General features: G+C 71.7%; 15 protein-coding genes. 7 read left to right on the top strand and 8 right to left on the bottom strand.

The features are described from left to right. The first annotated feature begins 135 nt into the window (after positions 1–135). A complete protein-coding gene (locus ACE1OC_RS13085) occupies positions 136–1,161 on the top strand; it encodes an ATP-dependent 6-phosphofructokinase (protein WP_407837163.1) in 1,026 nt (341 codons plus the stop codon). A gap of 304 nt (positions 1,162–1,465) precedes the next feature. Beyond that, complete coding sequence (locus tag ACE1OC_RS13080; RefSeq protein ID WP_407837162.1) at positions 1,466–3,523, top strand: hypothetical protein; 2,058 nt, start codon at positions 1,466–1,468, stop codon at positions 3,521–3,523. 156 nt (positions 3,524–3,679) lie between these two features. Here ACE1OC_RS13080 and ACE1OC_RS13075 read toward each other — a convergent pair whose 3' ends face one another. The 5 genes from ACE1OC_RS13075 to ACE1OC_RS13055 all read right to left on the bottom strand — a co-directional run bounded on the left by ACE1OC_RS13075 (position 3,680) and on the right by ACE1OC_RS13055 (position 12,301). After that, complete coding sequence (locus ACE1OC_RS13075) at positions 3,680–4,303, bottom strand: helix-turn-helix domain-containing protein (protein WP_407837161.1); 624 nt, start codon at positions 4,301–4,303, stop codon at positions 3,680–3,682. A gap of 373 nt (positions 4,304–4,676) precedes the next feature. After that, the gene (glgB, locus tag ACE1OC_RS13070) at positions 4,677–6,998 is read right to left on the bottom strand and encodes a 1,4-alpha-glucan branching enzyme (RefSeq protein ID WP_407837160.1); all 2,322 of its coding nucleotides are present in this window, start codon (positions 6,996–6,998) and stop codon (positions 4,677–4,679) included. Next, positions 6,995–8,452 carry a maltokinase N-terminal cap-like domain-containing protein gene (locus ACE1OC_RS13065; RefSeq protein ID WP_407837159.1) on the bottom strand — a complete coding sequence of 486 codons (1,458 nt, stop codon included), beginning with the start codon at positions 8,450–8,452 and terminating at the stop codon, positions 6,995–6,997. Before ACE1OC_RS13065 ends, glgB begins: the two co-directional genes overlap by 4 nt. 163 nt (positions 8,453–8,615) lie before the next feature. Continuing rightward, a complete protein-coding gene (gene treS, locus ACE1OC_RS13060) occupies positions 8,616–10,310 on the bottom strand; it encodes a maltose alpha-D-glucosyltransferase (RefSeq protein WP_407837158.1) in 1,695 nt (564 codons plus the stop codon). After that, positions 10,307–12,301, bottom strand: a complete 1,995-nt coding sequence (locus ACE1OC_RS13055) for an alpha-1,4-glucan--maltose-1-phosphate maltosyltransferase (RefSeq protein WP_407837157.1) — start codon at positions 12,299–12,301, stop codon at positions 10,307–10,309. Before ACE1OC_RS13055 ends, treS begins: the two co-directional genes overlap by 4 nt. 475 nt (positions 12,302–12,776) lie before the next feature. Between ACE1OC_RS13055 and glgP the strand changes: the two genes are divergently transcribed. From glgP to ACE1OC_RS13040, 3 genes are all read left to right on the top strand, one after another. Continuing rightward, complete coding sequence (gene glgP, locus ACE1OC_RS13050; RefSeq protein WP_407837156.1) at positions 12,777–15,422, top strand: alpha-glucan family phosphorylase; 2,646 nt, start codon at positions 12,777–12,779, stop codon at positions 15,420–15,422. A gap of 367 nt (positions 15,423–15,789) precedes the next feature. Next, positions 15,790–16,011 carry a hypothetical protein gene (locus tag ACE1OC_RS13045; protein ID WP_407837155.1) on the top strand — a complete coding sequence of 74 codons (222 nt, stop codon included), beginning with the start codon at positions 15,790–15,792 and terminating at the stop codon, positions 16,009–16,011. A gap of 199 nt (positions 16,012–16,210) precedes the next feature. Then, positions 16,211–16,726, top strand: a complete 516-nt coding sequence (locus ACE1OC_RS13040; RefSeq protein ID WP_407837154.1) for a hypothetical protein — start codon at positions 16,211–16,213, stop codon at positions 16,724–16,726. 65 nt (positions 16,727–16,791) lie between these two features. Here the strand turns inward: ACE1OC_RS13040 and ACE1OC_RS13035 are convergent, their stop codons facing one another. Next, positions 16,792–18,261 (bottom strand): nitronate monooxygenase, encoded by a 1,470-nt coding sequence (locus ACE1OC_RS13035; protein ID WP_407837153.1) that lies wholly within the window; start codon positions 18,259–18,261, stop codon positions 16,792–16,794. A gap of 225 nt (positions 18,262–18,486) precedes the next feature. Next, the gene (locus ACE1OC_RS13030; protein ID WP_407837152.1) at positions 18,487–20,757 is read right to left on the bottom strand and encodes a M4 family metallopeptidase; all 2,271 of its coding nucleotides are present in this window, start codon (positions 20,755–20,757) and stop codon (positions 18,487–18,489) included. Positions 20,758–21,140: 383 nt separating this feature from the next. Here ACE1OC_RS13030 and ACE1OC_RS13025 point away from each other — a divergent pair, with 383 nt between their 5' ends. After that, entirely contained in the window at positions 21,141–22,616 is a 1,476-nt protein-coding gene (locus ACE1OC_RS13025) for a sugar transferase (RefSeq protein WP_407837151.1), read from the top strand. Positions 22,617–22,640: 24 nt separating this feature from the next. Here the strand turns inward: ACE1OC_RS13025 and ACE1OC_RS13020 are convergent, their stop codons facing one another. Next, complete coding sequence (locus ACE1OC_RS13020) at positions 22,641–23,630, bottom strand: GDP-L-fucose synthase family protein (RefSeq protein WP_407837150.1); 990 nt, start codon at positions 23,628–23,630, stop codon at positions 22,641–22,643. 377 nt (positions 23,631–24,007) lie between these two features. Between ACE1OC_RS13020 and gmd the strand changes: the two genes are divergently transcribed. After that, positions 24,008–25,021: a GDP-mannose 4,6-dehydratase gene (gene gmd / locus ACE1OC_RS13015; RefSeq protein ID WP_407837149.1), complete on the top strand. Its 1,014-nt coding sequence runs from the start codon at positions 24,008–24,010 to the stop codon at positions 25,019–25,021. The last annotated feature ends 19 nt before the right edge of the window (positions 25,022–25,040 follow it).

Below are 25,040 nucleotides of genomic sequence, written 5' to 3'. Positions count from 1 at the left end.
GGCGCGCCACGGAGCGCGCGCCACCCGGGCCCCGTGGAACAATCGGACAGGCTTCATCAATACGCCCTTCATATGTACGACTGCTCGCCCGCACGCGAACAGTCACGTACGACCAGGAGCAGGAGACACAGCACGATGCGTATCGGAGTTCTCACCGCAGGCGGCGACTGCCCGGGCCTGAACGCTGTCATCCGGTCGGTCGTACACCGTGCCGTGGTCGGGCACGGGGACGAGGTCATCGGCTTCGAGGACGGCTTCAAGGGCCTCCTCGACGGCAACTTCCGCCCCCTCGACATCAACGCGGTCAGCGGCATCCTCGCCCGCGGCGGCACGATCCTCGGATCGGCCCGCATGGAGCGCGCCCGCCTCCACGAAGCGGCCGAGAACGCCGTCGAACTGGCGAAGCGCTACGGCATCGACGCCCTGATCCCGATCGGCGGCGAGGGCACCCTGACGGCCGCCCGGATGCTGTCGGACGCCGGCATGCCGGTCGTCGGCGTACCGAAGACCATCGACAACGACATCTCCTCCACCGACCGCACCTTCGGCTTCGACACCGCCGTCATGGTCGCCACGGAGGCCATCGACCGCCTCAAGACCACCGCCGAATCGCACCAGCGCGTGATGGTCGTCGAGGTCATGGGCCGGCACGCGGGCTGGATCGCCCTGGAGTCCGGCATGGCCGGCGGCGCCCACGGAATCTGCCTGCCGGAGCGTCCCTTCGAGGTGGACGCCCTGGTCAAGATGGTGGAAGAACGATTCGCCCGCGGCAAGAAGTTCGCCGTCATCTGCGTCGCCGAGGGCGCGCACCCGGCCGAGGGCTCCATGCCCTACGAGAAGGGCGCGATCGACCAGTACGGTCACGAGCGGTTCGCCGGCATCGGCAACCGCCTCGCCGTCGAGCTGGAGCGGCGCCTGGGCAAGGAAGCCCGCCCGGTCATCCTCGGCCACGTCCAGCGCGGCGGCACCCCCACCGCCTACGACCGCGTCCTCGCGACCCGCTTCGGCTGGCACGCGGTCGAGGGCGTCCACCGCGGTGATTTCGGCAACATGACCGCCCTGCGCGGCACCGACATCGTCATGGCCCCGCTGGCCCACGCCGTCACCGAGCTGAAGACCGTCCCCGAGGACCGCATGTACGAGGCCGAGTCCGTCTTCTGACCGGCCCCGGCCGGGACTTCCGTCCCGAATTCCGCCGCCGAACGGCCCGGTCCGCAACCCCCCTCCGGGGCCGCGGAGACCGGCCGCCACGCCCGGACGGCCCGTCCGCGTCCCCACCGGGACGGGGACGGGCCACGCCTCGTTCGGCCCCCTCCCCGCGTTATGATCCGAAGACTCCGCCGTTGGGGGATTGATCGGCCGAGCCGCACATGGCCGGATCGGGCCGCGCAGTCCAGGCCCCTCATCCGGCTCCCGTGCGCTCGATGGAAGGTTCCCGTCTCCCGTGGCGACCCGCCCTGCCCTTTTGACCAGTAGGAACGCCGAGAACCCGCAGGCGGGACAGCCCGGCGGTCCGGCCGCGGCACCGGCCCCGGCACAGCGGCGCTGGCCCGTGCTCGCCGCGGCCGTCGGCCTCTCCTGGGCGCTGCCGCTGCTCCTCGACGCAACCGGCCTGGACGTGGTGCTGATACCCGTCCTGGTCCTGGCGATCGCCTCCCTGATCCGGGTGGGCGGCGGCCTCCTCGACCGCCTGGTCGTCTCCGCCTTCCTCCTGTGCGGCGCCGTCATGGCCTTCGGTCTGCTCTTCTCCGTCTGGCCGTGGGGGCTGGCCCCGGTCCCCGGCGCAGGCTTCCTGCTGACCGTCGTGTCCGTCTGCGGCTGGCTGTCCGGCCGGCGCCCGCACATCCCCCTGCGGCTGCGCGGCACGGACGCGCTGGTGCTCGGAACCTTCGGGGTGGTCTGGCACTACATGCACCACCCGCTCGCCGATAAGTCGATCACCGAGCGGCTGGCCTTCTTCGTCACGTCCGAGGACCGGATGGGGCACTTCTCGTACTTCGACGGCATCCACCACGTGGGCGGCTACAACTTCCTCCACCAGGAGGCCGCCAAGACGTTCATGATGACCCCGTCGGAGGCCGTCTACCCGCAGGGCACCCACTTCCTGCTGGCGTGGATCGACGTCCTCGTGAAGTCCTCGACCGACGGCGGCCCCGCCGCCGAGATGATGAACCGGTACCTCCTGTACGTCATCGGTGCCTACGCGCTGCTCTGTGCCGTCCTGGTCTGGGCCGCCCGCTGGATCGGCGGCCCGCGCCTGCGCGGCTGGCGCGCCGCGGCGGTCTGCGCCACCGTGATGGCGGTGATGCTGATCGGCTCCATGTCCACCCTCGTCGAGCGCGGGTTCGACTCCGAGATCGTCGGGCTGCTGTTCCTCGCCGTCGGACTGGCGCTGCTCGTGCGGCCCGCGATGGGCCGGGCCGAGTTCGCCCTCGTCGCGGTGGCCGGCCTGGTGACCGTCACCTTCGTCTACAACCTCTACGGTGCCCTGCTCGGCCTCGGCCTGGCCGCGGTCCTCGTCGTCCACCGGCGGCGCTTCGCCCCCCGGCGCGGGCTGCTCCTCACGGTCCTGGCGGGAGGCACGCTGCTCGCGGGACTGCCCAGCATCTTCTCCGTGCTGACCAAGCTGGACGTCTCCAAGACCTCGAACCTCGCCGGCCCGATGGTCGTCCCCGACCGCCCGGTGCTCATCGGGTGCGCCCTGGCGGCCCTGCTGGCCGCCTCGCTGCGGGCGAACCGGCGCACCGCCACCGGACAGATGGTCCTGGTCCTGGTCCTCGGCGCGATGGCGATGCTCACCCTGTTCGGTGTCTACCAGACGAAGACCATCGGCTACCTCTCGTACTACTTCGAGAAGCTGGCCGCCGCCGGACTGGTGATCAGCCTGATCTCGCTGGGCCTGGTCGGACTCCTGCTGACGCCCGGGCAACAGGCCGAGGGTTCCCCCCGGCGCCGCCGGGTGGAGCGGCTGCTGCAGTCCGGTCTCGCTGCGGTCACCGCGCTCGCACTGTTCGGCGGCGTGCAGTTCGGGGTCCCCTCGGGGTGGACCAGCTTCGCGGACCGGCTGAACACCACCTCGGCCTTCCACGAGAGCCCGATGATCAAGTGGGCCAAGGGCGGCGGCCGGAGCGACATGGGCCCGCCGGCCCGGGCGCTCGTCGGGCGGGACCTCAAGGACCGGCCGGGCCCGGTGATCGCCCTGTACTCCAACGACTCGTACCTGAACCTGAAGTCCACCTTCCTCGCCCAGCTCCTGAACCACCGGGCGGGCGACATGGTGGCGCTGTACGAGATCTTCTACGTCCAGATGGGCGGCCCGCCCACCGCGAAGGACGCCCAGAAGCGGGAGTTCGCGACGCTGTACGACACCTCGCTGGTCCACCTGAAGAAGGCGCTCGCCGAGGGCCCCGCCGCACCGACCATCCTGGTCGGCGACCGCACGGTGGCGGACCGGCTGACGAAGGACCTCGCCAAGGCGGGCATCGCGGCGAGCGTGGTGTACGCGCCGCTGCCGGCGCACTAGCGGCCGTCGCCCGGGGAACCGTCGCCCGGGGAGCTGCCGACCGGCCCCCGGGGCGGGACCTCCGCCCCGACTTCGAACGCCGAAAGGCCCCGATCACGTCCTCGTCTGGACGCGGTCGGGGCCTTTCCCGTAGGGAGCCCGAGGGCGAAATGTGTCCTACGCCGCACCCCCGGCGAGGGACCAGAACCGCTCCACGATGTCCGTGAGGTACTCACGTCCCGAATCGCCGCTGCCGGCCTCGCCCTGGCCGCCGCCCCAGCTCAGGGTCGCCACCATCCGCGACTGGTACTCGCCGTGCAGCTGCTCCAGCACCCGCTCCAGGTGTGCCTTGGGCACCGGAAGCAGCTTGGTCAGCGGCTTCACGTACGCCTGCCAGCGCGTGGTCACCGCGCTGCGCAGCAGCTCGGCCAGCTCCTCGTGCTTGCCGGTCGCCGTCACGAACTGGGCCAGGGTCAGCCCCAGCGCCGTCGCCAGCGCCGCGGACTGCCGCTCGTTGCCCTTCCAACGGCCGGTGTCCTCCATCTTCTGGTAGGCACCCGCCTCCACCCCGACCCGGCGGGCCAGGTCCTCGGGGGCCAGGCCCCGGGCGATGCGGTGCTCCCGCAGGGTGACGGGCTCGGCGAGCAGCTCGCCGGGGGCACACCAGAGCACGCCGGCCAGGGCGGTGAGCTCGGCGGAGGTGGGCGAAATCTCGCCACGCTCCCACGCCATCACGGTCTCGGGAGTGACGAGCATTCCGTACTGGGCCCGCAGGCCGTAGGCGACATGACCGGGAGCCATGCCCAGGGCCGCGCGGAGACGACGCGCGGCGGGGGCATTGAAAGGGGGGCTGGAGTGCACATGGCACACCGTAGGAGTGGCCGAGGCGCGGCGACTACAGACCAAACAAACAAGCCCATAACTCGTAGGAACGTCCTATGGAGTTAAGGGCTTTGGACGGTTTTCCCTGCGACTGTCCGGTAATCGGGGCGAATCGTGATCCACTTCCTAGCGTACGTTTCCGGCCGCCCGAAGCGATAGCCCCGTGCGTGATCCCCCTCACATGACCCGACCGATCCGAACCGGCCACCCGTCCCCTCCGTGCTCCATGAGGCGGAGGCCCTCGCTCACGGGGGTGGCGAGGGCCTCCGAACCCGCTCCTTGCGACGAGGCGCTAGCGGCGTGGCAGCGGGCTGAGCCAGAGCGTCGCCAGGGGCGGGAGGGTCAGGCGCAGGCTCGCCGCCCGGCCCTGGGCGGGGACCGGCTCGGGGCGCACCGGCTGGGTGTGGTGGACGCCGCTGCCGCCGTAGAGCTGCTGGTCGGTGTTGAGGACCTCCCGCCACAGCGGCACCTCTTCCGGGACCCCGATCCGGTACCCGTGCCGGACCACCGGCGAGAAGTTGGAGACGCACAGCAGCTGCGAGCCGTCCTGCGCGAACCGCAGGAAGGCGAACACGTTGTCCTCCGCCGCGTCCGCCTCCACCCACGCGAACCCCTCCGGCACGGTGTCCCGCTCCCACAGGGCCGGAGCCGCCCGGTAGGTGCGGTTCAGGTCGCCCACGAGGCTGCGTACGCCCCGGTGGTCACCGGCCGCCGCGTACGAGGAGTCCAGCAGCCACCAGTCGGGACCGTACGTCTCGGACCACTCCGAGCCCTGCGCGAACTCCTGCCCCATGAAGAGCAGCTGCTTGCCCGGGTGGGCCCACATGAAGCCCAGGTAGGCCCGGTGCGCGGCCCGCTGCTGCCACCAGTCGCCGGGCATCTTCGACACCAGCGAGCCCTTGCCGTGCACCACCTCGTCGTGCGAGATCGGCAGCACGTAGTTCTCGCTGAACGCGTAGACCATCCCGAAGGTCATGTCGTGGTGGTGGTACTTGCGGTGCACCGACTCCTTCGACGCGTAGCGCAGGGTGTCGTGCATCCAGCCCATGTTCCACTTCAGGCCGAAGCCGAGCCCGCCCGTGTCGGTGGGCTGCGTGACGCCCGGCCACGCCGTGGACTCCTCGGCGATCGTCACCACGCCCGGGCAGCGCCGGTAGACGGTCGCGTTCATCTCCTGGAGCATCGCCACCGCGTCCAGGTTCTCCCGCCCGCCGTGCTCGTTCGGCGTCCACTCGCCGTCCTTGCGCGAGTAGTCGAGGTAGAGCATCGAGGCCACCGCGTCCACGCGCAGCCCGTCCACGTGGAACTCCTGGCACCAGTACACGGCGTTGGCCACCAGGAAGTTCCGCACCTCCCGGCGCCCGTAGTCGAACTCCAGCGTCCCCCAGTCCGGGTGCGCGGCCCGCTGCGGGTCGTGGTGCTCGTACAGCGGCCGCCCGTCGAACTCGGCGAGGGCCCAGTCGTCGCGCGGGAAGTGCGCCGGCACCCAGTCGACGATCACCCCGATCCCGGCCCGGTGCAGCGCGTCCACCAGGAAGCGGAAGTCGTCCGGGGTGCCCATCCGGGAGGTCGGCGCGTAGAAGCCGGTGACCTGGTAGCCCCAGGAGCCGCCGAAGGGGTGCTCGGCGACCGGCATCAGCTCCACGTGCGTGAAGCCGAGCTCCGTCACGTACGCGGGCAGCTGCTCGGCCAGCTGCCGGTACGAGAGCCCGGGCCGCCAGGACGCCAGGTGCAGCTCGTACACGGAGAAGGGGGCCTGGTGCGGCGGGCGCTCCCCGCGCCGGGCCATCCACTCCGCGTCCTGCCAGACGTAGGAGGAGGCCGTCACCACCGAGGCGTTGGCCGGCGGGACCTCGGCGTGCTTGGCCATCGGGTCGGCGCGCAGGGTGTGCGAGCCGTCCGGGCGGGTGATGTCGTACTTGTACAGGGCGCCCTCGCCGACGCCGGGCAGGAACAGCTCCCACACGCCGGTCGCCCCGAGCGAGCGCATCGGGTAGGCGACCGAGTCCCAGTACGAGAAGTCCCCGCTGACCCGCACCCCCTGCGCGTTCGGCGCCCACACCGTGAACCGGGTGCCCGCCACGCCCTGGTGCTCCATCGGCTCCGCGCCGAGCGCCGTCCACAGCTCCTCGTGCCGACCCTCGCCGATCAGGTGCAGGTCGAGCTCGCCGAGCGCGGGCAGGAACCGGTAGGGGTCGTGGACCTCCACCTCGTCGCTGTCGTACGTCACCAGCAGCCGGTAGTCCGGCACCCCGGCCAGCGGCAGCAGCCCGGAGAACAGCCCGTCGCCCTCGTCGAGGAGCTCGGCCCGCAGCCCCTTGGCGACGATGGTGACCGACTTCGCGTACGGACGCAGCACCCGGAAGGAGACCCCGCCCCGCTGGGCACGGGCCCCGAGCACCCCGTGCGGATCGTGGTGACGGCCCTCCAGCAGCCGGGCCCGTTCCTCCGCGCCCAGCGCCGGCGCCGGCCGGACCCCGTGCGCCGGGGCCGCCCGCCGGGCCCTGGGTGCCCGGGGCTTCTTCACACTCGTTTCGACGGAGGTGCCGGGGACTTCAACGGCACTCTTGGCTTCGTCGCGGACGGTCGGTGACGGCTGTCGTGCGGCGCTCACGCGAGCGGCCTCCTCGGGGGCTTCGGGTGGAGGGTGGGGGATCCTGGGGCGGGGAGCTGCGTGCGGTGCGACGGCGGACGCTGCGGCTCCGAGAGCCGCCGGATCGCCGCCATCGGCACGTGCAGCCAGTCGGGGCGGTGCCGGGACTCGTAGCGGGCCTCGTACACCGCCTTGTCGGTCTCGTAGGCGCGCAGGAGCACGGGGTCCTCGCGCGGGTCCCGGCCGGTCGTGCGGGCGTAGCCCTCGCAGAAGGCGGCCCGGCAGTCGTCCGCCCAGGCGGGGGCGAACGGCCGGTGAGAGCGGGCCGCGTAGTCGAAGGAGCGCAGTATCCCGGCGATGTCCCGGACCGCCGGCTCGGGGCGGCGCCGGTCGGCCAGCGGCCGGGCCGGCTCGCCCTCGAAGTCGATCAGCGCCCAGCTGCCGTCGGTGGTGCGCAGGGTCTGGCCCAGGTGCAGGTCCCCGTGGATGCGCTGGGCGGACACCCCGGTCCCGCGGGAGGCGGCCAGTGCGTCGAAGGCGCCGCGCAGCCCCGCCTCGTAGGGGCGCAGGGCCGGTACCTCGCGGGCGGTGGCGGCGAGCCGGGCCGTCATGCCGGCGGCCAGCCGGGCCGTCTGCTCCGGGCCCAGGGCGACGGTGGGCAGGGCCCCGGCCAGCGCGCTGTGCACTTCGGCGGTGGCCCGGCCGAGCGCGTGCGCCTCGGCGGTGAAGTCGGCTCCGGTGCGCAGCCGGTGCAGCGCGAGCTGCCAGCCGTCGTCGGAGCCGCGCAGGTACGGCTGGAGCACGCCCAGGGTCAGCGGTTCGGAGCCGGGCAGCTCGGCCTCGTACCAGGCGACCGGCGCGGGCACCCGGGCGCAGCCGGCGGCGGCCAGGGCCCGGGGCAGCTCCAGGTCGGGATTGACCCCGGGGCCGACCCGTCTGAAGATCTTCAGGATGTACGAATCCCCGTAGATCAGCGAGGAGTTGGTCTGCTCCCCGGACAGCGGCCGGGGGGTGGGCGCCTCGGGGATCACGGCGGCCGGATCCCGGTCGAAGCGGAGCGGTCCGAGGGTGCCGGGGGAGCGCAGCCGCTCCAGCAGCAGCGAGGCGAGCCGTGGATCGCCCAGTCCCTCGTAGACCGCCAGGCCGGCGTACGGGCCCTGCTCGGCGCGGCCGATCAGCGCGGGCGCGAGGGCGGGCGGCAGCGGGCTCGGACGGATGCCGAGCAGGAGCTGGTAGCAGTCCCCGTCCACGTCCAGCAGCAGGTGCAGCAGTCCGGCGGCGGATCCGGGCGGCAGTAGTTCGGCCGCTGAGATGGTCCTGAGCCGTCCGATGGTGCGGCCCTTGCCCGCGAACCAGCGCTGGGCGGGCAGCCAGGCCCGCAGCATCGGCTCCAGCGGTCCCAGACCGAGTCCGAGCCCGAGCCCGGCGGCCCGGTCGGCGGTGAGCCGATCCCGGGCGGATGCAGCCTCCGACATGGCGTCGCGTCCTTTCCCCGGGCCGTCAAAGAATGCGCAGAGTGTCCCGGATCGCGGTGTGTGCTGCTCCGGTGTGAGCGAGTGTCGGGTCAGAAAGGTCCGTACAGGGGCGGGCGATTGACCCATTCGCCCGCCCTCGTGCGTCGTCACTGCGAGCGGGACTTCACTCCGAGCGCAGGCGGAACCAGTAGAAGCCGTGGCCCGCCAGGGTCAGCAGGTACGGCCATTCGCCGATCGGCGGGAAGCGGACGTCGCCGGTGAGTTCCACCGGGACCCGCCCGTTGAACGACCGCAGGTCCAGCTCGGTGGGCTGCGCGAAGCGCGAGAAGTTGTGCACGCACAGCACCAGGTCGTCCCCGTACTCACGGAGGAAGGCGAGCACCGCCGGGTTGGACGAGGGCAGTTCGGTGTACGAGCCCAGTCCGAAGGCCGGGTTGGCCTTGCGGACCTCGATCATCCGGCGGGTCCAGTGCAGCAGCGAAGACGGTGAGGCCATCGCCGCTTCGACATTGGTCACCTGGTACCCGTGGACCGGGTCCATGATGACCGGCAGGTTCAGCCTGCCCGGATCGCACGAGGAGAAACCGGCGTTGCGGTCCGGGGTCCACTGCATCGGCGTGCGCACGCCGTCGCGGTCGCCGAGCCAGATGTTGTCGCCCATGCCGATCTCGTCGCCGTAGTACAGCACCGGAGAACCGGGCAGCGATAGCAGCAGGGCGGTGAACAGCTCCATCTGGTTGCGGTCGTTGTCCAGCAGGGGGGCGAGCCGGCGCCGGATGCCGATGTTGGCCCGCATCCGCGGGTCCTTGGCGTACTCGGCGTACATGTAGTCGCGCTCTTCGTCCGTGACCATTTCGAGCGTGAGCTCGTCGTGGTTGCGCAGGAAGATGCCCCACTGGCAGCGGTCCGGGATCGCCGGGGTCTTCGCCAGGATTTCGGAGACCGGGTAGCGGGACTCTCTTCGGACCGCCATGAAGATGCGCGGCATGACGGGGAAGTGGAAGGCCATGTGGCACTCGTCCCCGCCCTTCTCGAAGTCCCCGAAGTAGTCGACGACGTCCTCGGGCCACTGGTTCGCCTCGGCGAGCAGCACGGTGTCCGGGTAGTGCGCGTCGATCTCGGCGCGGACCGCCTTGAGGAGGGCGTGGGTGCGCGGCAGGTTCTCGCAGTTGGTGCCCTCCTCGGCGTACAGGTAGGGCACGGCGTCGAGGCGGAAGCCGTCGATCCCGAGGTCGAGCCAGAAGCGCAGCGCGGAGACGATCTCCTCGACGACGGCCGGGTTCTCGTAGTTGAGGTCCGGCTGGTGGGAGAAGAACCGGTGCCAGTAGTACTGCTTGCGGACCGGGTCGTACGTCCAGTTCGACGTCTCGGTGTCGACGAAGATGATGCGGGCGTCCTGGAACTGCTTGTCGTTGTCGGCCCACATGTAGTAGTCGCCGTAGGGCCCGTCCGGGTCCTTGCGGGACTGCTGGAACCACTCGTGCTGATCGCTCGTGTGGTTCATCACGAAGTCGATGATCACCCGCATGCCGCGGGTGTGCGCCGCGTCCACGAACTCCACGAAGTCGGCGAGGTCGCCGAACTCGGGCAGCACGGAGGTGTAGTCGGCGACGTCGTAGCCCCCGTCGCGCAGGGGAGAGGCGAAGAACGGCGGCAGCCACAGGCAGTCGACGCCGAGCCACTGGAGGTAGTCCAGCTTGGCGGTGAGCCCCTTGAGGTCACCCACGCCGTCGCCGTTGCTGTCGTGGAAGGACCGTACGAGGACCTCGTAGAAGACCGCCCGCTTGAACCAGTCGGGATCGCGGTCCTTGGCGGGGGTGTCCTCGAAGGTGTCGGGGACGGGATCGTTGATCATCATGAGATGGGTGACCCTCCGGTGGGCGGGGACGGTCGCAGGGCCGCCAGTACGTGCGCGGGCGTGCGGCCCGGTTCCAGGCGCACGTAGTTGGCCCTGCCCCAGTGATAGGTCTCGCCGGTGAGCTCGTCGCGCACCGCGAGGGACCCGTGCCAGTCGAGGCCGAGTACCGGCATGTCCAACGAGACCGTCGCCTCCTGGGTGTGGTGCGGATCGAGGTTGACGACCACCAGTACGGAATTGCTCCCCGCGTGCTTCGAATAGGCGATCACCTGTTCGTTGTCGGTCGGGTGGAAATGGATGTCGCGCAACTGCTGGAGCGCCGGGTTGCGCCGGCGCAGCCGGTTCAGGGAGGTGATCAGCGGGGCGATGGTGCGGCCCTCGCGGTCGGCGGCGGCCCAGTCGCGCGGGCGCAGCTCGTACTTCTCGGAGTTCAGGTACTCCTCGCTGCCCTCCTTGACCGGGGTGTTCTCGCAGAGCTCGTAACCGGCGTAGACCCCCCAGGTGGGGGAGAGCGTGGCGGCGAGGACCGCGCGGACCTCGAAGGCGGGGCGGCCGCCGTGCTGAAGGTAGGCGTGCAGGATGTCGGGGGTGTTGACGAAGAAATTCGGCCGCATGACGGAGGCGGAGCGGGTGTCCGCGAGCTCGGTCAGGTACGCGGTCAGCTCGGCCTTGGTGTTGCGCCAGGTGAAGTACGTGTAGGACTGCTGGAAGCCGACGGCGGCCAGCGTCCGCATCATCGCGGGGCGGGTGAAGGCCTCGGCGAGGAAGATCACGTCGGGGTCGGACTTGTTGATGTCCGCGATCACCTTCTGCCAGAAGACCACCGGCTTGGTGTGCGGGTTGTCGACCCGGAAGATGCGGACGCCGTGCTCCATCCAGTGCCGCAGGATCCGCACCGTCTCCCCGACGATGCCGGCCATGTCGGCGTCGAAGTGGATCGGGACGATGTCCTGGTACTTCTTCGGCGGGTTCTCCGCGTACGCGATCGTCCCGTCGGCGCGGTGCCGGAACCACTCCGGGTGCTTCTCCACCCACGGGTGGTCCGGGGAGCACTGCAGGGCGAAGTCGAGCGCCACCTCGATGCGCAGCTCGCGGGCCTTCGCGACGAAGGCGTCGAAGTCCTCCAGGGTCCCGAGCTCGGGGTGGACCGCGTCGTGGCCCCCCTCGGTGGAGCCGATGGCCCAGGGCACGCCCGGATCCCAACTCCCCGCGGAAAGCGTGTTGTTCGGACCCTTGCGGTACGTGCTCCCGATCGGGTGGATCGGCGGCAGGTACACCACGTCGAAGCCCATCGCGGCGACGGCGGGAAGCCGCTCGGCGGCGGTCCGGAAGGTCCCGCTGACCGGAGCCTCGCCGGGCTCCAGCACCGCCCCCTCCGACCGGGGGAACATCTCGTACCAGGAACCGAAGAGGGCCCGCTTGCGCTCGATCAGCAGCGGCAGCGGCTTGGAGGCCGTCACCAGCTCCCGGAGCGGGCGCTTCGCCAGCAGCGCGTCGATCCGCGGGCCGAGGGCGGCCGCGTACCGCTCGGCGACGGGCCGGTCCTCGTCGCGCATCACGTCCGCCGCGGCCAGCACGTGCTCGCGGCCGTCCCGCTTGGGAATCCTCGCTGCGGCCCGCTCGTAGAGCTCGGCGCCTTCCAGGAGGGTGAGCCCGGTGTCGATCCCGGCCGGGATCTTCACCGCCGCGTGGGCCCGCCAGGTGCCCACCGGGTCGCTCCACGCCTCGACGGTGTAAGTCCACCTCCCCTCGACCTCGGCGGACACCCGGGCCCCCCACCGGTCGGTGCCGGGAGCGAGCTCGGACAGGGGCACGGGTGGCCGCAGCCGCCCGCTCGGATCTCGGAGCACGACATGGGCCGCCACGGCGTCGTGTCCCTCGCGGAACACGGTGGCGGAAATCTCGAAGACCTCGTCCACGACCGCCTTGGCGGGTCTGACGCCGCAGTCGACGGCGGGGCGGACGTCCAGCACGGGAATGCGACCGATCATGATGGGATCACCTGGGGGCAGTTCGCAGGGCTCGGTGACAACAGGCCAGCCGGCAAGGCAGCTGGTAGTGCACGCTCTGTTCGCTCTGTTTCTAGCCGCTCGGAAGACGGCTGGGCTGCGGGCATGGCCGCTCCTGTCCGCGTTCACTCGGGTGGCGGGAGAGGTCGGGGGGAGGTGCGCCGTGCGCGTACCCGGGGAGCCCTTCCCACTCCAGCCCGGCCCAACCCGGGTGCTCGGTTAACTACTCGTACGTAGTGGAACGCCTGCCCGGTCTCCCCGGCCCGACACCCGCCCATGCTCCGTCAACTCGGAGAGGACTACCGGATGTCCACCGGCCCGCGGGCACCCGGTGGAGGCGCGCTGGAGGCGGCATGGTCCGGGAGGAGGGAGGGCGCTAGCCTTCCGAGGGTGACGCTCGCGGTGCACAGCGTGGTGCGGCCGCTCCGATCCGTAATCCCCTGCGAAGGTGGAACGCGTGAAGGCTATCCGTCGATTCACCGTGCGCCCCGTCCTCCCCGAGACCCTCTCGCCGCTCGCCGACCTCGCGCGCAACCTGCGCTGGTCCTGGCACGCCGAGACCCGTGAACTCTTCCAATCCGTCGATCCCGAGGGCTGGCAAGCCGCCGGCGGGGATCCCGTCCGGCTGCTCGGCGCCGTGTCCGCCGCGCGGATCGCCGAGCTCGCCGGGGACCGGCGGTTCCTGCGCCGGCTCGCCGTCGCCGCCGCCGACCTCGATGACTACGTCCACGGCGGGAGGTGGTACCAGAGCCACGAGGCCGCGGCCGAGCTGCCCGCCGGCATCGCCTACTTCTCACCCGAGTTCGGGATCACCGCCGCCCTGCCCCAGTACTCCGGCGGACTCGGCATCCTCGCCGGGGACCACCTCAAGGCCGCCAGCGACCTCGGCGTCCCCCTCATCGGCGTCGGACTGCTCTACCGGCACGGCTACTTCCGCCAGTCCCTCTCCCGGGACGGCTGGCAGCAGGAGCACTATCCGGTGCTCGACCCCAACGAACTGCCCCTCGCGCTGGTGCGCGAGGAGGACGGGACCCCCGCGCGGGTGTCCCTGAGCCTCCCCGGCGGCCGGGCCCTGCACGCACACGTGTGGCAGGCTCGCGTCGGCCGGGTGCCGCTGCTGCTCCTCGATTCCGACGTCGAGGACAACGACGCCGTCGCCCGCGAGGTGACCGACCGGCTCTACGGCGGCGGCAGCGACCACCGGCTGCTCCAGGAGATGCTCCTCGGCATCGGCGGGGTCCGGGCGGTGCGCGCCTACTGCCGGATCACCGGGCATCCCGACCCCGAGGTCTTCCACACCAACGAGGGCCACGCCGGGTTCCTGGGACTCGAGCGCATAAGGGAACTGGAGGGAGCGCAGGGACTCGGCTTCGACGCCGCCGTCGAAGCCGTCCGGGCCGGCACCGTGTTCACCACGCACACCCCCGTCCCCGCCGGCATCGACCGCTTCGACCGGGCCCTGGTCGCCCGCCACTTCGGCGACGGCGGCGAACTGGCCGGCGTACCCGTCGACCGGATCCTGGCCCTCGGCGCCGAGACGTACCCCGGCGGCGACCCCGGGGTGTTCAACATGGCGGTGATGGGCCTGCGGCTCGCCCAGCGGGCCAACGGGGTCTCCACCCTGCACGGCGCCGTCAGCCGCGAGATGTTCGCCGGCCTGTGGCCGGGATTCGACCCCGTCGACGTGCCCATCACCTCGGTGACCAACGGCGTGCACGCCCCGACCTGGGTGGCGCCCGAAGTGGTGAGGCTCGGCGCGAAGCAGATCGGCGCTGGCCGCACCGAGGACGCGCTCTCCGTCGGCGGCTCGCAGCGCTGGGACGCCGTCGCCGACATCCCCGACCAGGACGTCTGGGACCTGCGCCGGGTACTCAGGGAACAGCTCGTCCAAGAGGTACGGGACCGCCTGCGCGCCTCCTGGCGCCAGCGCGGGGCCGCCGCCGCCGAACTGGGCTGGGTGGACTCCGTGCTCGACCCGGACGTGCTGACCATCGGGTTCGCCCGACGGGTGCCGTCCTACAAGCGGCTCACGCTGATGCTGCGCGACCCCGACCGGCTGCGCCGCCTGCTGCTGGACCCGGACCGGCCCGTGCAGATCGTGGTCGCGGGCAAGGCGCACCCGGCCGACGACGGCGGGAAGCGGCTGGTCCAGGAGCTGGTGAGGTTCGCGGACGACCCCCGCGTGCGCCACCGGATCGTGTTCCTGCCCGACTACGGCATGGCCATGGCCCAGAAGCTCTACCCGGGCTGCGACGTCTGGCTCAACAACCCGCTGCGCCCGCTGGAGGCCTGCGGCACCAGCGGGATGAAGGCGGCCCTCAACGGCTGCCTCAACCTGTCCGTCCTGGACGGATGGTGGGACGAATGGTTCGAGCCGGACTTCGGCTGGGCCATCCCGACCGCCGACGGACTCGGCGCGGACGAGGACCGCCGCGACGACCTGGAGGCGAACGCCCTCTACGACCTGATCGAGGGCCGGGTCGCCCCCCGGTTCTACGACCGTGCCGGACAGGCCGGACTCCCGGTGCGGTGGATCGAGATGGTCCGGCGCACCCTCGTCTCGCTGGGACCCAAGGTGCTCGCGGGGCGCATGGTGCGGGAGTACGTGGAGCGGCTCTACGCTCCGGCCGCGCTCTCCCACCGCGCCCTGACCCCGGACGCGGCCCGGGACCTCGCCTGGTGGAAGGGGCGGGTCCGCGCGGCCTGGCCGCAGCTCACCGTCGAGCACGTGGAAGCCCTGACGGCGGGCCCGGTCGGCGGCACCGCCGAACTCGGGGCCACCCTCACCCTGCGCGTGCAGGTCTCCCTCGACGCCCTCGCCCCCGAGGACGTGGAGGTCCAGGCCGTCGCGGGCCGGGTCGACGCGCAGGACGTGATCCAGAGCGGGCGGGCCTTCCCGCTCAAGCCCGCCGGCGGACCCGACCTGGAGGGCCGCTGGCTGTACGAGGGCCCGCTCGCCCTCGACCGTACGGGGCCCTTCGGCTACACCGTACGGATCCTGCCGGCGCACCCGCTGCTGGCGACCCCGGCCGAACTGGGCCTGGTCGCGGGCCCGGCCACGGGCGCCGACACCGACGCGGGAGGCGGCGTGGTGCTGCGCTGACGGCCCCGGCCCTTCGGCCGACGGCTCCGGCCGTTCGGCTGACGGCCCCGGCCCGTTCAGGGGGCGGGCGGCGGATCCACCAGCCGCCCGTCCTCCACCAGCATCCCGGCCCGCTTGACGCTGCGCAGGGCCGGGATCACCTCCACCTGCCCCACCCCGTCCACCGCGCCGATCCATCAGGGCGGTCTCCGCCTCGAAGCCAAGGGTCCCCGGCACTGTCTCCACGTACAGCGTGCACTCCTCCCGCAGCCGCTCCGCGCGGCGCCGGGCCTGGCCGTCACCGGCGTGGGCGTCGGGCTGATCTCCCCGGCCCTGGCCGGCGGCGGGGCGGCGCGGCTGCTGGACACCGTTCCGGGGGGGCTCCTGGGTGGAGGCGGCCTTCGCGAGCGGGCTGCGCGACACCTTCTGGGTCTCGGGGGCGATGGGTCTGGCGGGGGCGCTGGTCCTGTTCGTGCTGGTCCGCCGGCCGGCCGCCACGGCTGCTCCCGCTGCCGCTGGTGCCGCTCCCGCTCCCGCCGGGGCTCCGGCCCCGGTGCCCGGTCGGACCTCGGACGCGGTGGACCGGGCGGCCGGAAGCGCCGCCGTCTGAGTGGTCCGTACGCCCCGAATCCAGCCCGGATCCGGGGCGTTCGCGCGTTCGGTTCCGGAGGGGACCGTGAGGGTGAACCTTCGAACGTGCTGCCGTGCCGAATCGTTTCTTCGTGGGCGCCCGCTCCTACGCTGCCCGCGGATGCCCACCGCACCAGGCATCCGAGGAACCCGAGGAACCCGAGAAACGGACTCCCCCCATGCGTCTTCGCACCACCGCCACCGCACTCCTAGGCGCCCTCGCGCTGGTCCTGCCGACCGCCGGGCTGTCGTACGCCAACGACCACGACGATCGCGAGAACCTCGGCACGCTGCACTACCGGTACAGCGACAACGGTGACACGCGGCACGGCCGGATCGAGCCCGCCGACAACGACACCTGCTACCAGCTGACGAACGCTTCACGGAACCACCCGGCCTTCCAGGTGCGCAACGACACGGAATCGCTGGCGGTGCTGTTCGAGGACCGCTCCTGCGGCGGCCATGCCGTGGAGACGCTGGAGCCGGGCGAGCGGGCGGACGACCTGGCGGTCCGCTCGGTGTTCTTCAAGCCGACCGACGACGACCACCACGGCCGCCACGACGGACGGCACGACGACGACGGCCGTGACGACTGGCGCGACGACGAGGACCGCAGCATCGGCGGGCGCGCCGCCGCCGCACCGGCCGACGAGACCTCGGCCATCCTCGACTCGGTCTTCGGCTCCATCGGCTGACCCCGCGGACCCGTGAAGGGCCCGGCTCCCCCAGGGGAGCCGGGCCCTTCATCCGCCTCGGGGCCTCAGCGGCCGGCGGTCCGGTCCGCGCCCGCCGCGAGCCAGTGCACCACGTCCGCGGCCGTGTAGGGCTCGGCGTTCGGGGCGAGCCGCGGGAGGAACGACAGGTCCTTGCCGATCGTCACCAGCGGGGGTTCCACCCGGCCGTGCGGCCGGCGCTGGGCCAGTCCGATCGTGGCCAGCAGGCCGTTGCACAGGCACTGGCGGCCCTTGGTGTCGGACGCCTGGCCGCCCTTGCGGACGTACGCGGCGACCGGCTCGGCCGCGCACCGGTAGACCACACCGCGCGGACCGCGTACGGGAGTGCGCAGGAAGCCGAGGTCGCAGACCCGGCGCCGGGCTTCGGAGACCTCCGGCTCGGAGACCGTCCCCGGCAGGTCCGCCACCTTGAACGGGAACGACGTCGGGGAGGCCTCGGGGTCGTTGCGGACCGAGAGGGTGCCGGCGTGGGCCTGGTCCAGCAGCTCCTCGCGCAGGTGGCGGGCCATCCCCGACTCCTCGCACAGGGCGAACGCGCTGCCGATCTGGACCCCGGCCGCGCCCTCCGCGAGCGCCCCGGCCACGGCCTCGGGGCTGGCCTGGCCGCCCGCGAGCCAGAACGGCAGCCCGAGCGCCGCCATCTTGGCGAGGTCGGGGCTGTCGCGCGGGCCGTAGACCGGCTCACCGTCCTCGTCGAGCTTCATCGGCCCGCGCGGCGGGGCGCTGTGCCCGCCGGCCTGGCTGGTCTCGATCACGAAGCCGTCGGGGCGGGTGATCTCGTCCCGGGCCAGGTAGGTGGCCAGCACCGGGAGCGAGACGATGGCCAGCACGTGGGGGCGGCGCAGCGGGCCGGGCAGGTGCCCGGCGAGCAGGGCTGCGGGGTCGAAGAGGTGCTCCAGGGGCTCGTCCCCGTGGGGCCCCGCCTCCACGTGGATGTTGGTCACGCAGCGTTCGTAGCGCGCCAGTCTCGAGGCGAGGGCAGGGATCTGACCGGGGACTCCCGCACCCACGAGCACGTAGTCGACGCCTGCCAGGATCGCGCCGAACATTGCGGGGGCTGTGGCGAGCTGGATCTTCTCCAGGTAGTTGATGCCGACGACACCGTCATGTCCCTCCTTGGCGAGCCAGACCTCGACGAAGTTGCCGAGGACGGTGAGGATCTCGGCCTGCGATCCGCCCGTCGCCCGCAGCCGCGGGGTGGTGCGCATCGCGACGCCGTCCGCGAGGCCTTCCTCGCGGAAGTAGAGGTCGAGGGCGGACTGGGCGAGCTCCGGCAGCGGGAAGGCCGCCAGTGCCCGGCGGGCGTGGCCGCCGGGGTCGCCGGTCTGCAGCACGCGGGCCAGTACGACGTCCAGGGCCGTGCCGGAGACCACGCCCAGCTGGCCTTCGCCGGATACGGCCCTGGCCAGCCGCCAGCCGGAGACGCCGACGCCCATGCCGCCCTGGATCAGCCAGGGGTGCTGCGCGGCGGGGGCGTTCGTGGGGGTCTGCGGCATGGGTCACGTCCTCGGAATCACCCGAACCTACGGTTCCGTAGGTTCGCTGATTTCCACTATGACGCCGGCCCGGCCGGACGACGGGCGCCGAAGGTCCCGGCCCTGGGGGTACGTGGACCCCGCCGGCCGGGGCCCAATGGAACAGGGCCGCCCGGGGAGGTCTTCTCCCGGGCGGCCCCGTGGTCTAGCGGTTCAGCTCTGGTTCACGGACGGCCCCGGTGGGGGTCAGAAGGTGAGCTTCCAGCTGTCGATCTTTCCGGTGTCGAGGTTCGCGTTGTCGTTGACCCGGAGCTTCCACACGCCCTGGGCGACCTCGGAGGAGGCGTTGACCGTGACGGACTTGATGATGTTGTCCGCGCTGCCACCGGTCCGGTTGTGCAGGTTGTACAGGGTGCCGTCGGGGGCGACGAGGTCGACCTTCAGGTCACCGATGTACGTGTGGAGGATGTTGAGGTCCACCTTGAGGGTGCTCGGGGCGTTGCCCGTGCGGTTCACGGTGAGCGGGGACTCGACCGTCGCGTTGTCGGCGATCGCGTAGTCGGTGGTGTTCTCGAACACCGTCTGCTGCGAGGTGCCGACGGTCCAGGCGAAGGACGCCGTACCGGTCTGGTTCGCCGAGTCCGTCACCGTGACCGTCGTGTTGTACGTACCGGCGGTGGAGGCGGTCCCGGTGATCAGGCCGGTCGAGGAGTTGATCGACAGACCGGTCGGGAGACCGGAAGCCGCGTAGCTCAGGGCGCCGGCGTTGCTGCTGCTGGCCTGGATCTGGAGGCTGACGGCGCTGCCCGTGACGGTGTTCTGGCTACCGGGGTTGGTGACCGAGACGCCGACGGGAATGCGGGCACCGACGTTGATGGCGGCCCAGGCGTTGGCGGCGTTGTTGTACGTGACCGAGCCCGCACCGTAGAGGTCGGCGGCGGCCTTCAGCGTCTGGACGCGGGCGTCGGCGTAGTTGGTGGTCGACTTGAAGTAGCCGACCGTCAGCGCGCGGAACCAGATCTTCGAGGCGGCGTCGCGGCCGATCGCGGTGACCGGGAGCCCGTCGGAGGTCGGCGAGTCGTAGCTCACCCCGTTGACGACCTTGGCGCCGGAGCCCTCGGAGGCCAGGTAGTACCAGTGGTTGGCCGGGCCCGAGGAGTAGTGGACGTCGATGGAGCCGATGCCCGAGTACCACGCGTCCTTGGACGAGCCGTCCTTGCTCGGCTTGTCCATGTAGCGCAGCGGGGTGCCGTTGCCGCGGATGTCGATCTTCTCGCCGACCAGGTAGTCGCCGACGTCGTTGGCGTTGTTGGCGTTGAACTCGACGGCCGCCGCCATGATGTCGGAGGTCGCCTCGTTGAGGCCGCCGGACTCACCGGAGTAGGTCATGTTGCCGGTGACCGAGGTCAGACCGTGGGTCATCTCGTGCGCGGCCACGTCGATGGACGTCAGCGGCTTGGCGTTGTTTGTGCCGTCGCCGTAGGTCATGCAGAAGCAGGAGTCGCTCCAGAACGCGTTGACGTACGCGTTGCCGTAGTGGACCCGGGTGTACGGGGCCACGCCGTCGTTGCGCAGGCCGTTGCGGCCGTGCACGTTCTTGTAGTAGTCCCACGTGAGCTGGGCGCCGTAGTGCGCGTCGGCGCCGGCGGTCTCCCGGTTCGAGGGGAGACCGTTGCCCCAGGTGTCGTCCGGGCCCGTGAAGAGGGTGCCCGTGCCGCTGCCCGAGCCCCCGTTGAGGTCGTAGGTCTTGTGGTTGCCGCGCCCGGCGTCGGTCAGCGTGAAGTTGCTGCCCGAAGCCGAGGTGCCCAGCGTGACCTGGCCGGAGTACATCGTGTTGCCGACGCCGGTCTCGATGGCCTGCCACTGGGTGATCTTCGCGCCGGTCTTGGCGTTGGTGACCACGTGCAGTTCGCTCGGGGTGCCGTCGTGCTGGATGCCGCCGACGACGGTCTCGAAGGCGAGGACCGGGACGCCGGAGGCGGCCCAGATCACCTTGCGCGCGGCCTTGGAGGCCTTCGCGTCCTTGGAGCCCTCGGCGTTGGCGGAGGAGACCGCCTGGCCCTCGGCCGAGGCCGGGGTGACGGTGGCGTTGGTGTCCGCGACCTTGATCTCGGCGTTGGTGGCCTTGGTGACGCTCTTGGTGACGCCGCCCTTGGCGTGGACGGTCAGGTCACCGCCGAGCACCGGTATGCCGTCGTAGGTGCGCTCGTACGTGGTGTGCGTGGTGCCGTCCGCGTCCTTGACCACGTCGCGGACGACGAGCTTCTCCGTGCCGCCGAGGCCGAGGGCCTTGGCCGCCTGCACAGTGGTGGAGTTGGCCTCGGCCAGGAGCGTCGCACGCTCCGAAGCGCTGAGTGCGCGGTTCTCCGCGCCGGGGTTGACCTGGGCGACCGAAACAGCCTGCGACGCGGTGGCGTCGGCGTTGGCGGATCCGGTCTGGATGCCTACGGCGAGGAGAGCGGCCGCGGCAACAAGCGCGCCGGCCGTGGTGGCACGCCGCTGGGGGGTGGGACTCAACGCAGACTCCTTCTGCAAGGGGGGTTCCGGATGGCTGGGTGGGCCTCCGGGCAGATCGGGCTGGTGCGAAGAACGGTCGAAGAGTGCCACTTGGGCGCCGTGATGTCAGGGCCGCGTCAAAATGTTGGCCGGAAATCGTTCGTTGTCCGAAGAGACGTATCCGGTATGCGGAACATTCACTTTGGGATGAGAAAGGGGTCTGTCCCGCGGTCGGAATGCGGACGGTCGGCCGCTAACGCTTGGGCAACAAGATGTCAGGTTCCCCGAAACGGCATTTACCGTACTGGCGTTTGTCGTACTGTTTCCCGGTGCGCCTGACGTCCACGGTTTGGGGAAGCCGCGGACTCGCGCCACCGTCATAGACCACGTGCCAGGGGGGCCTCATGAGGCATGTCCATATACCTGTGCAAAGAGTGGCCGGCTCGGCCAGGGCGTCGGCCACGCCGGCCAGGGGCCTTCGCGACAAGGCCCGTTGGTACCTGCCCGCCGCGGTCGCCGCGGACCTGATCGGCGCGGGAGTCCCCGTCGGCCTGGTCTTCGAGGCCGCCCAGCAGGCACGGCCGCTGTTCTGCGCCCTCGGCACGGCCCTCGCCTGGACCGGCGTGCAGCTGATGCGCCGGCGCTACGCGGGCCGCGCGCTCGGCGAATCCCGAGGAGTCCTGCCGGTCCTGCACGACTGGCTGATTCTGATCGGCGTACTCGCCGTGGCCCGCGTGGTCACGGGCGAGAACACCCCCCGGCTGTCCGCGCTCGGCGCCCTCGTACCCGCCCTGCTCGTCACCATCGCCTGCCACAAGCTGACCTACCGACACCTCTCCGCCGCCCGGCGCGAAGCCCAGGCGGTGAGCCGGGTCCTGGTCGTCGGCGAGCCCGACGCCGCCGAGTCCGTCATCGGACACCTCGCCGCGCGCACCGACCACCCCTACGTGGTGGTCGGCGTGGTCCCGGTGGGTCCCGGCGGACTGGACAGCGGGGTGCCCGTGGCCGCGCGCCTCGGCTCCGCGATGGCGCAGTCCCCGAACGGGGACTCCGCCGCCGTGCTCGATGCCGTCGCCGCCCACCGCGCCGACCTGGTGCTCGTCGCACCCGGTGCCCGGCTCGCGGGGGAGCGGCTGCGGCGGATCTCCTGGGCCCTGCACGACGCCGGACTCGAACTGGCGGTCTTCCCCGGGCTGGTGGAGGTCTCCGTCAAGCGGCTGGAGACCCTGTCCGCGGGCGGCCTGGCCATCCTGCGGGTGGCGCCGCCGGTGAGCCGCGGCATGCAGCCCCTGCTGAAGTCCGTACTGGACCGGGCGGGCGCGGCGCTCGGACTGGTCCTGCTGTCGCCGGCCTTCCTCGCCATGGTCCTGGCGATCCGCTGCGGCTCGCGCGGGCCGGCCTTCTACCGGCAGCGGCGCATAGGCCGAGACGGGGTCCCCTTCGTCATGTGGAAGTTCCGCACGATGGTCGTGGACGCCGACGCGCGGAAGGCCGAGCTGTCCGGGGCGAACGAGAACGACGGCCTGATGTTCAAGATGCGGCGCGACCCCCGGGTGACCCGCGTGGGCCGGTTGCTGCGCCGTACCTCCATGGACGAACTGCCCCAGCTGATCAATGTGGTGGCGGGCAACATGTCGCTGGTCGGCCCGCGCCCGCCGCTGCCGGAAGAGGTGGCCGAGTACGACGAGGTCGAACTGCGCCGGCTCGCGGTGCGGCCCGGGATGACCGGGCTGTGGCAGATCAGCGGGCGGTCCGACCTCTCGTGGGACGAGACGATCCAGCTCGACCTGCAGTACGTGGACAACTGGTCGTTCACCAGTGACGTCGACGTCATGGGCCGCACGCTCCGCGCCGTGGTCGACGGTCGCGGAGCGTACTGAGGCACCGGGGATCCCGCCTTGGGATCAGCTCTGCCCGCCGTCCCGCCCGTTGCTCCGTGCGCCGTCCTGCCCGTTGCTCTGCTCGCGCCACCAGGCGTACGTGGCGGCGATGCCCTCGCGCAGCGGGACCGCGGGCTTCCAGCCGAGCCCGCGCAGCCGGGTCACGTCCAGCAGCTTGCGGGGCGTCCCGTCGGGCTTCGAGGTGTCCCAGGCGAGCCTGCCGCGGAAGCCGGTCACCTCGGCGACGGTCTCCGCGAGGGCCTTGATGGTCAGGTCCTCGCCACAGCCGATGTTCACCGGCTCGGCGCCGTCGTACTCGCGCAGCAGTACGGCGCACGCCGCGGCCAGGTCGTCCACGTGCAGGAACTCCCGGCGGGGCGTGCCCGATCCCCACAGCGTGACCTCCTCGCGCCCCTCGGCGGCGGCCTCGTGGAAGCGCCGGATGAGGGCGGGCAGGACGTGCGAGGTCTCCAGGTCGAAGTTGTCGCCCGGGCCGTAGAGGTTCGTGGGCATGGCCGAGATGTACGAGGCCCCGTACTGCTTGCGGTACGACTGGACCTGGACGATGCCGGCGATCTTCGCCAGGGCGTACGCCTCGTTCGTCGGCTCCAGCGGGCCGGTCAGCAGGGCGTCCTCGCTGATGGGCTGCGGGGCCAGCTTGGGGTAGATGCAGGAGGAGCCGAGGAACAGCAGCCGGCCGACCTCCGCCGCGTGCGCCCCGGCGACGACGCTCAGCTGGATCTTGAGGTTGTCCTCCAGGAACTGCACCGGGAACGTGCTGTTGGCCATGATCCCGCCGACCTTGGCGGCGGCCAGGACGACGGCGTCGGGCCGGACGTCCCGCAGGTACGCCCCGGTCGCGGCGGCATCGCGCAGATCGAGGTCGGCGCGGCCGCGGGTGAGCACCTCGTACCCGTCGGCGGTGAGCCGGCGGACGACCGCGGACCCGACGAGGCCGCGGTGGCCGGCGACGAAGACGCGGGCGTTCGGGGGCAGGAACGGCGAACTTGTCATACCGCCGATGATGCCAGTCCGCCGGCCGCGGTTTCACGGGGGAGGCCGGGCCCGGACCGCCCGCCGGAGATGCCGGCCCCGGGCCGGCCCGCCGGGGGTCCGATCCGGTGGGAGGGGGTCCGGACGGAGCGTGTACGGTACCGGTCTGGTACCCGTCTCCAGCCCCCTGGGGGCGGAACCCCGCAGCATCCGGGGCGCAGCCCCGACCCGCGGACCAGGGGCCCGGCCCCTACCAGCACTCCCGGGCACGGCCACGACCAGTACCCGGGGCACGGCCACGACCAGTACCCGGGGCGCAGCCCCGACCCGGGGTGCAACCCCGATCCGTACCCGGGGCGCAGCCCCGACCGCACCGCAACGATCCCCAGGGGGACCCTATGGGCAAGACCGCGCTGATCACCGGCGTCACCGGGCAGGACGGCTCGTACCTCGCAGAGCTCCTGCTCTCCAAGGGCTACACGGTGCACGGGCTCGTGCGGCGGTCCTCCAGCTTCAACACGGAGCGGATCGACCACATCTACCAGGACCCGCAGACGGCGAACCGTTCCCTCGTCCTGCATCACGCCGACCTCTCCGACGGCGTCGCCCTGGTGAACCTGCTCCGCGAGATACGCCCCGACGAGGTCTACAACCTCGGCGCCCAGTCGCACGTCCGCGTCTCCTTCGACGCCCCGCTCTACACCGGCGACGTGACCGGCCTCGGCGCCCTGCGCCTGCTGGAGGCGATCCGGGCCAGCGGCGTGGACACCCGCATCTACCAGGCCTCCTCCTCGGAGATGTTCGGCGCCACCCCGCCCCCGCAGAACGAGGCCACCCCGTTCCACCCGCGCAGCCCGTACGGCGCCGCGAAGGTGTTCGCGTACTGGACGACCGTGAACTACCGCGAGGCGTACGGAATGTTCGCCGTCAACGGGATCCTCTTCAACCACGAGTCCCCGCGCCGCGGCGAGACCTTCGTGACCCGCAAGATCACCCGCGCCGTCGCCCGGATCAAGGCGGGCCTCCAGGAGAAGCTCTACCTCGGCAACCTCGACGCCGTCCGCGACTGGGGCTACGCCCCCGAGTACGTGGACGCCATGTGGCGGATGCTCCAGCAGGACGAGCCCACCGACTACGTCGTGGCCACCGGGGTCGCCGCCACCGTCCGCGAGTTCGTCGAGGCCTCCTTCACGCACGCCGGTCTCGACTGGAACGAGCACGTGCGCTACGACCCCAAGTACGAGCGCCCCAGCGAGGTCGACGCCCTGATCGGCGACGCGTCCAAGGCCCACGAGCTGCTCGGCTGGAAGCCGACGGTCCTGGTGGCCGAGCTGGCCAGGATCATGGTGGATTCCGACATCCGGCAGGTCGAGGACCAACTGGCGGGGGCCAGCGTCCGCATCGACCGCTGAGGCCTTATATTTCGCCTAC

It is taken from the genome of Streptomyces stoeckheimensis (genome assembly GCF_045822005.1).
GTDB classification, from domain to species: Bacteria; Actinomycetota; Actinomycetes; order Streptomycetales; family Streptomycetaceae; genus Streptomyces; species Streptomyces stoeckheimensis.
The sequence above is the reverse complement of the archived record's forward strand: the minus strand, read 5'-3'. Positions and strand labels throughout refer to the sequence as shown.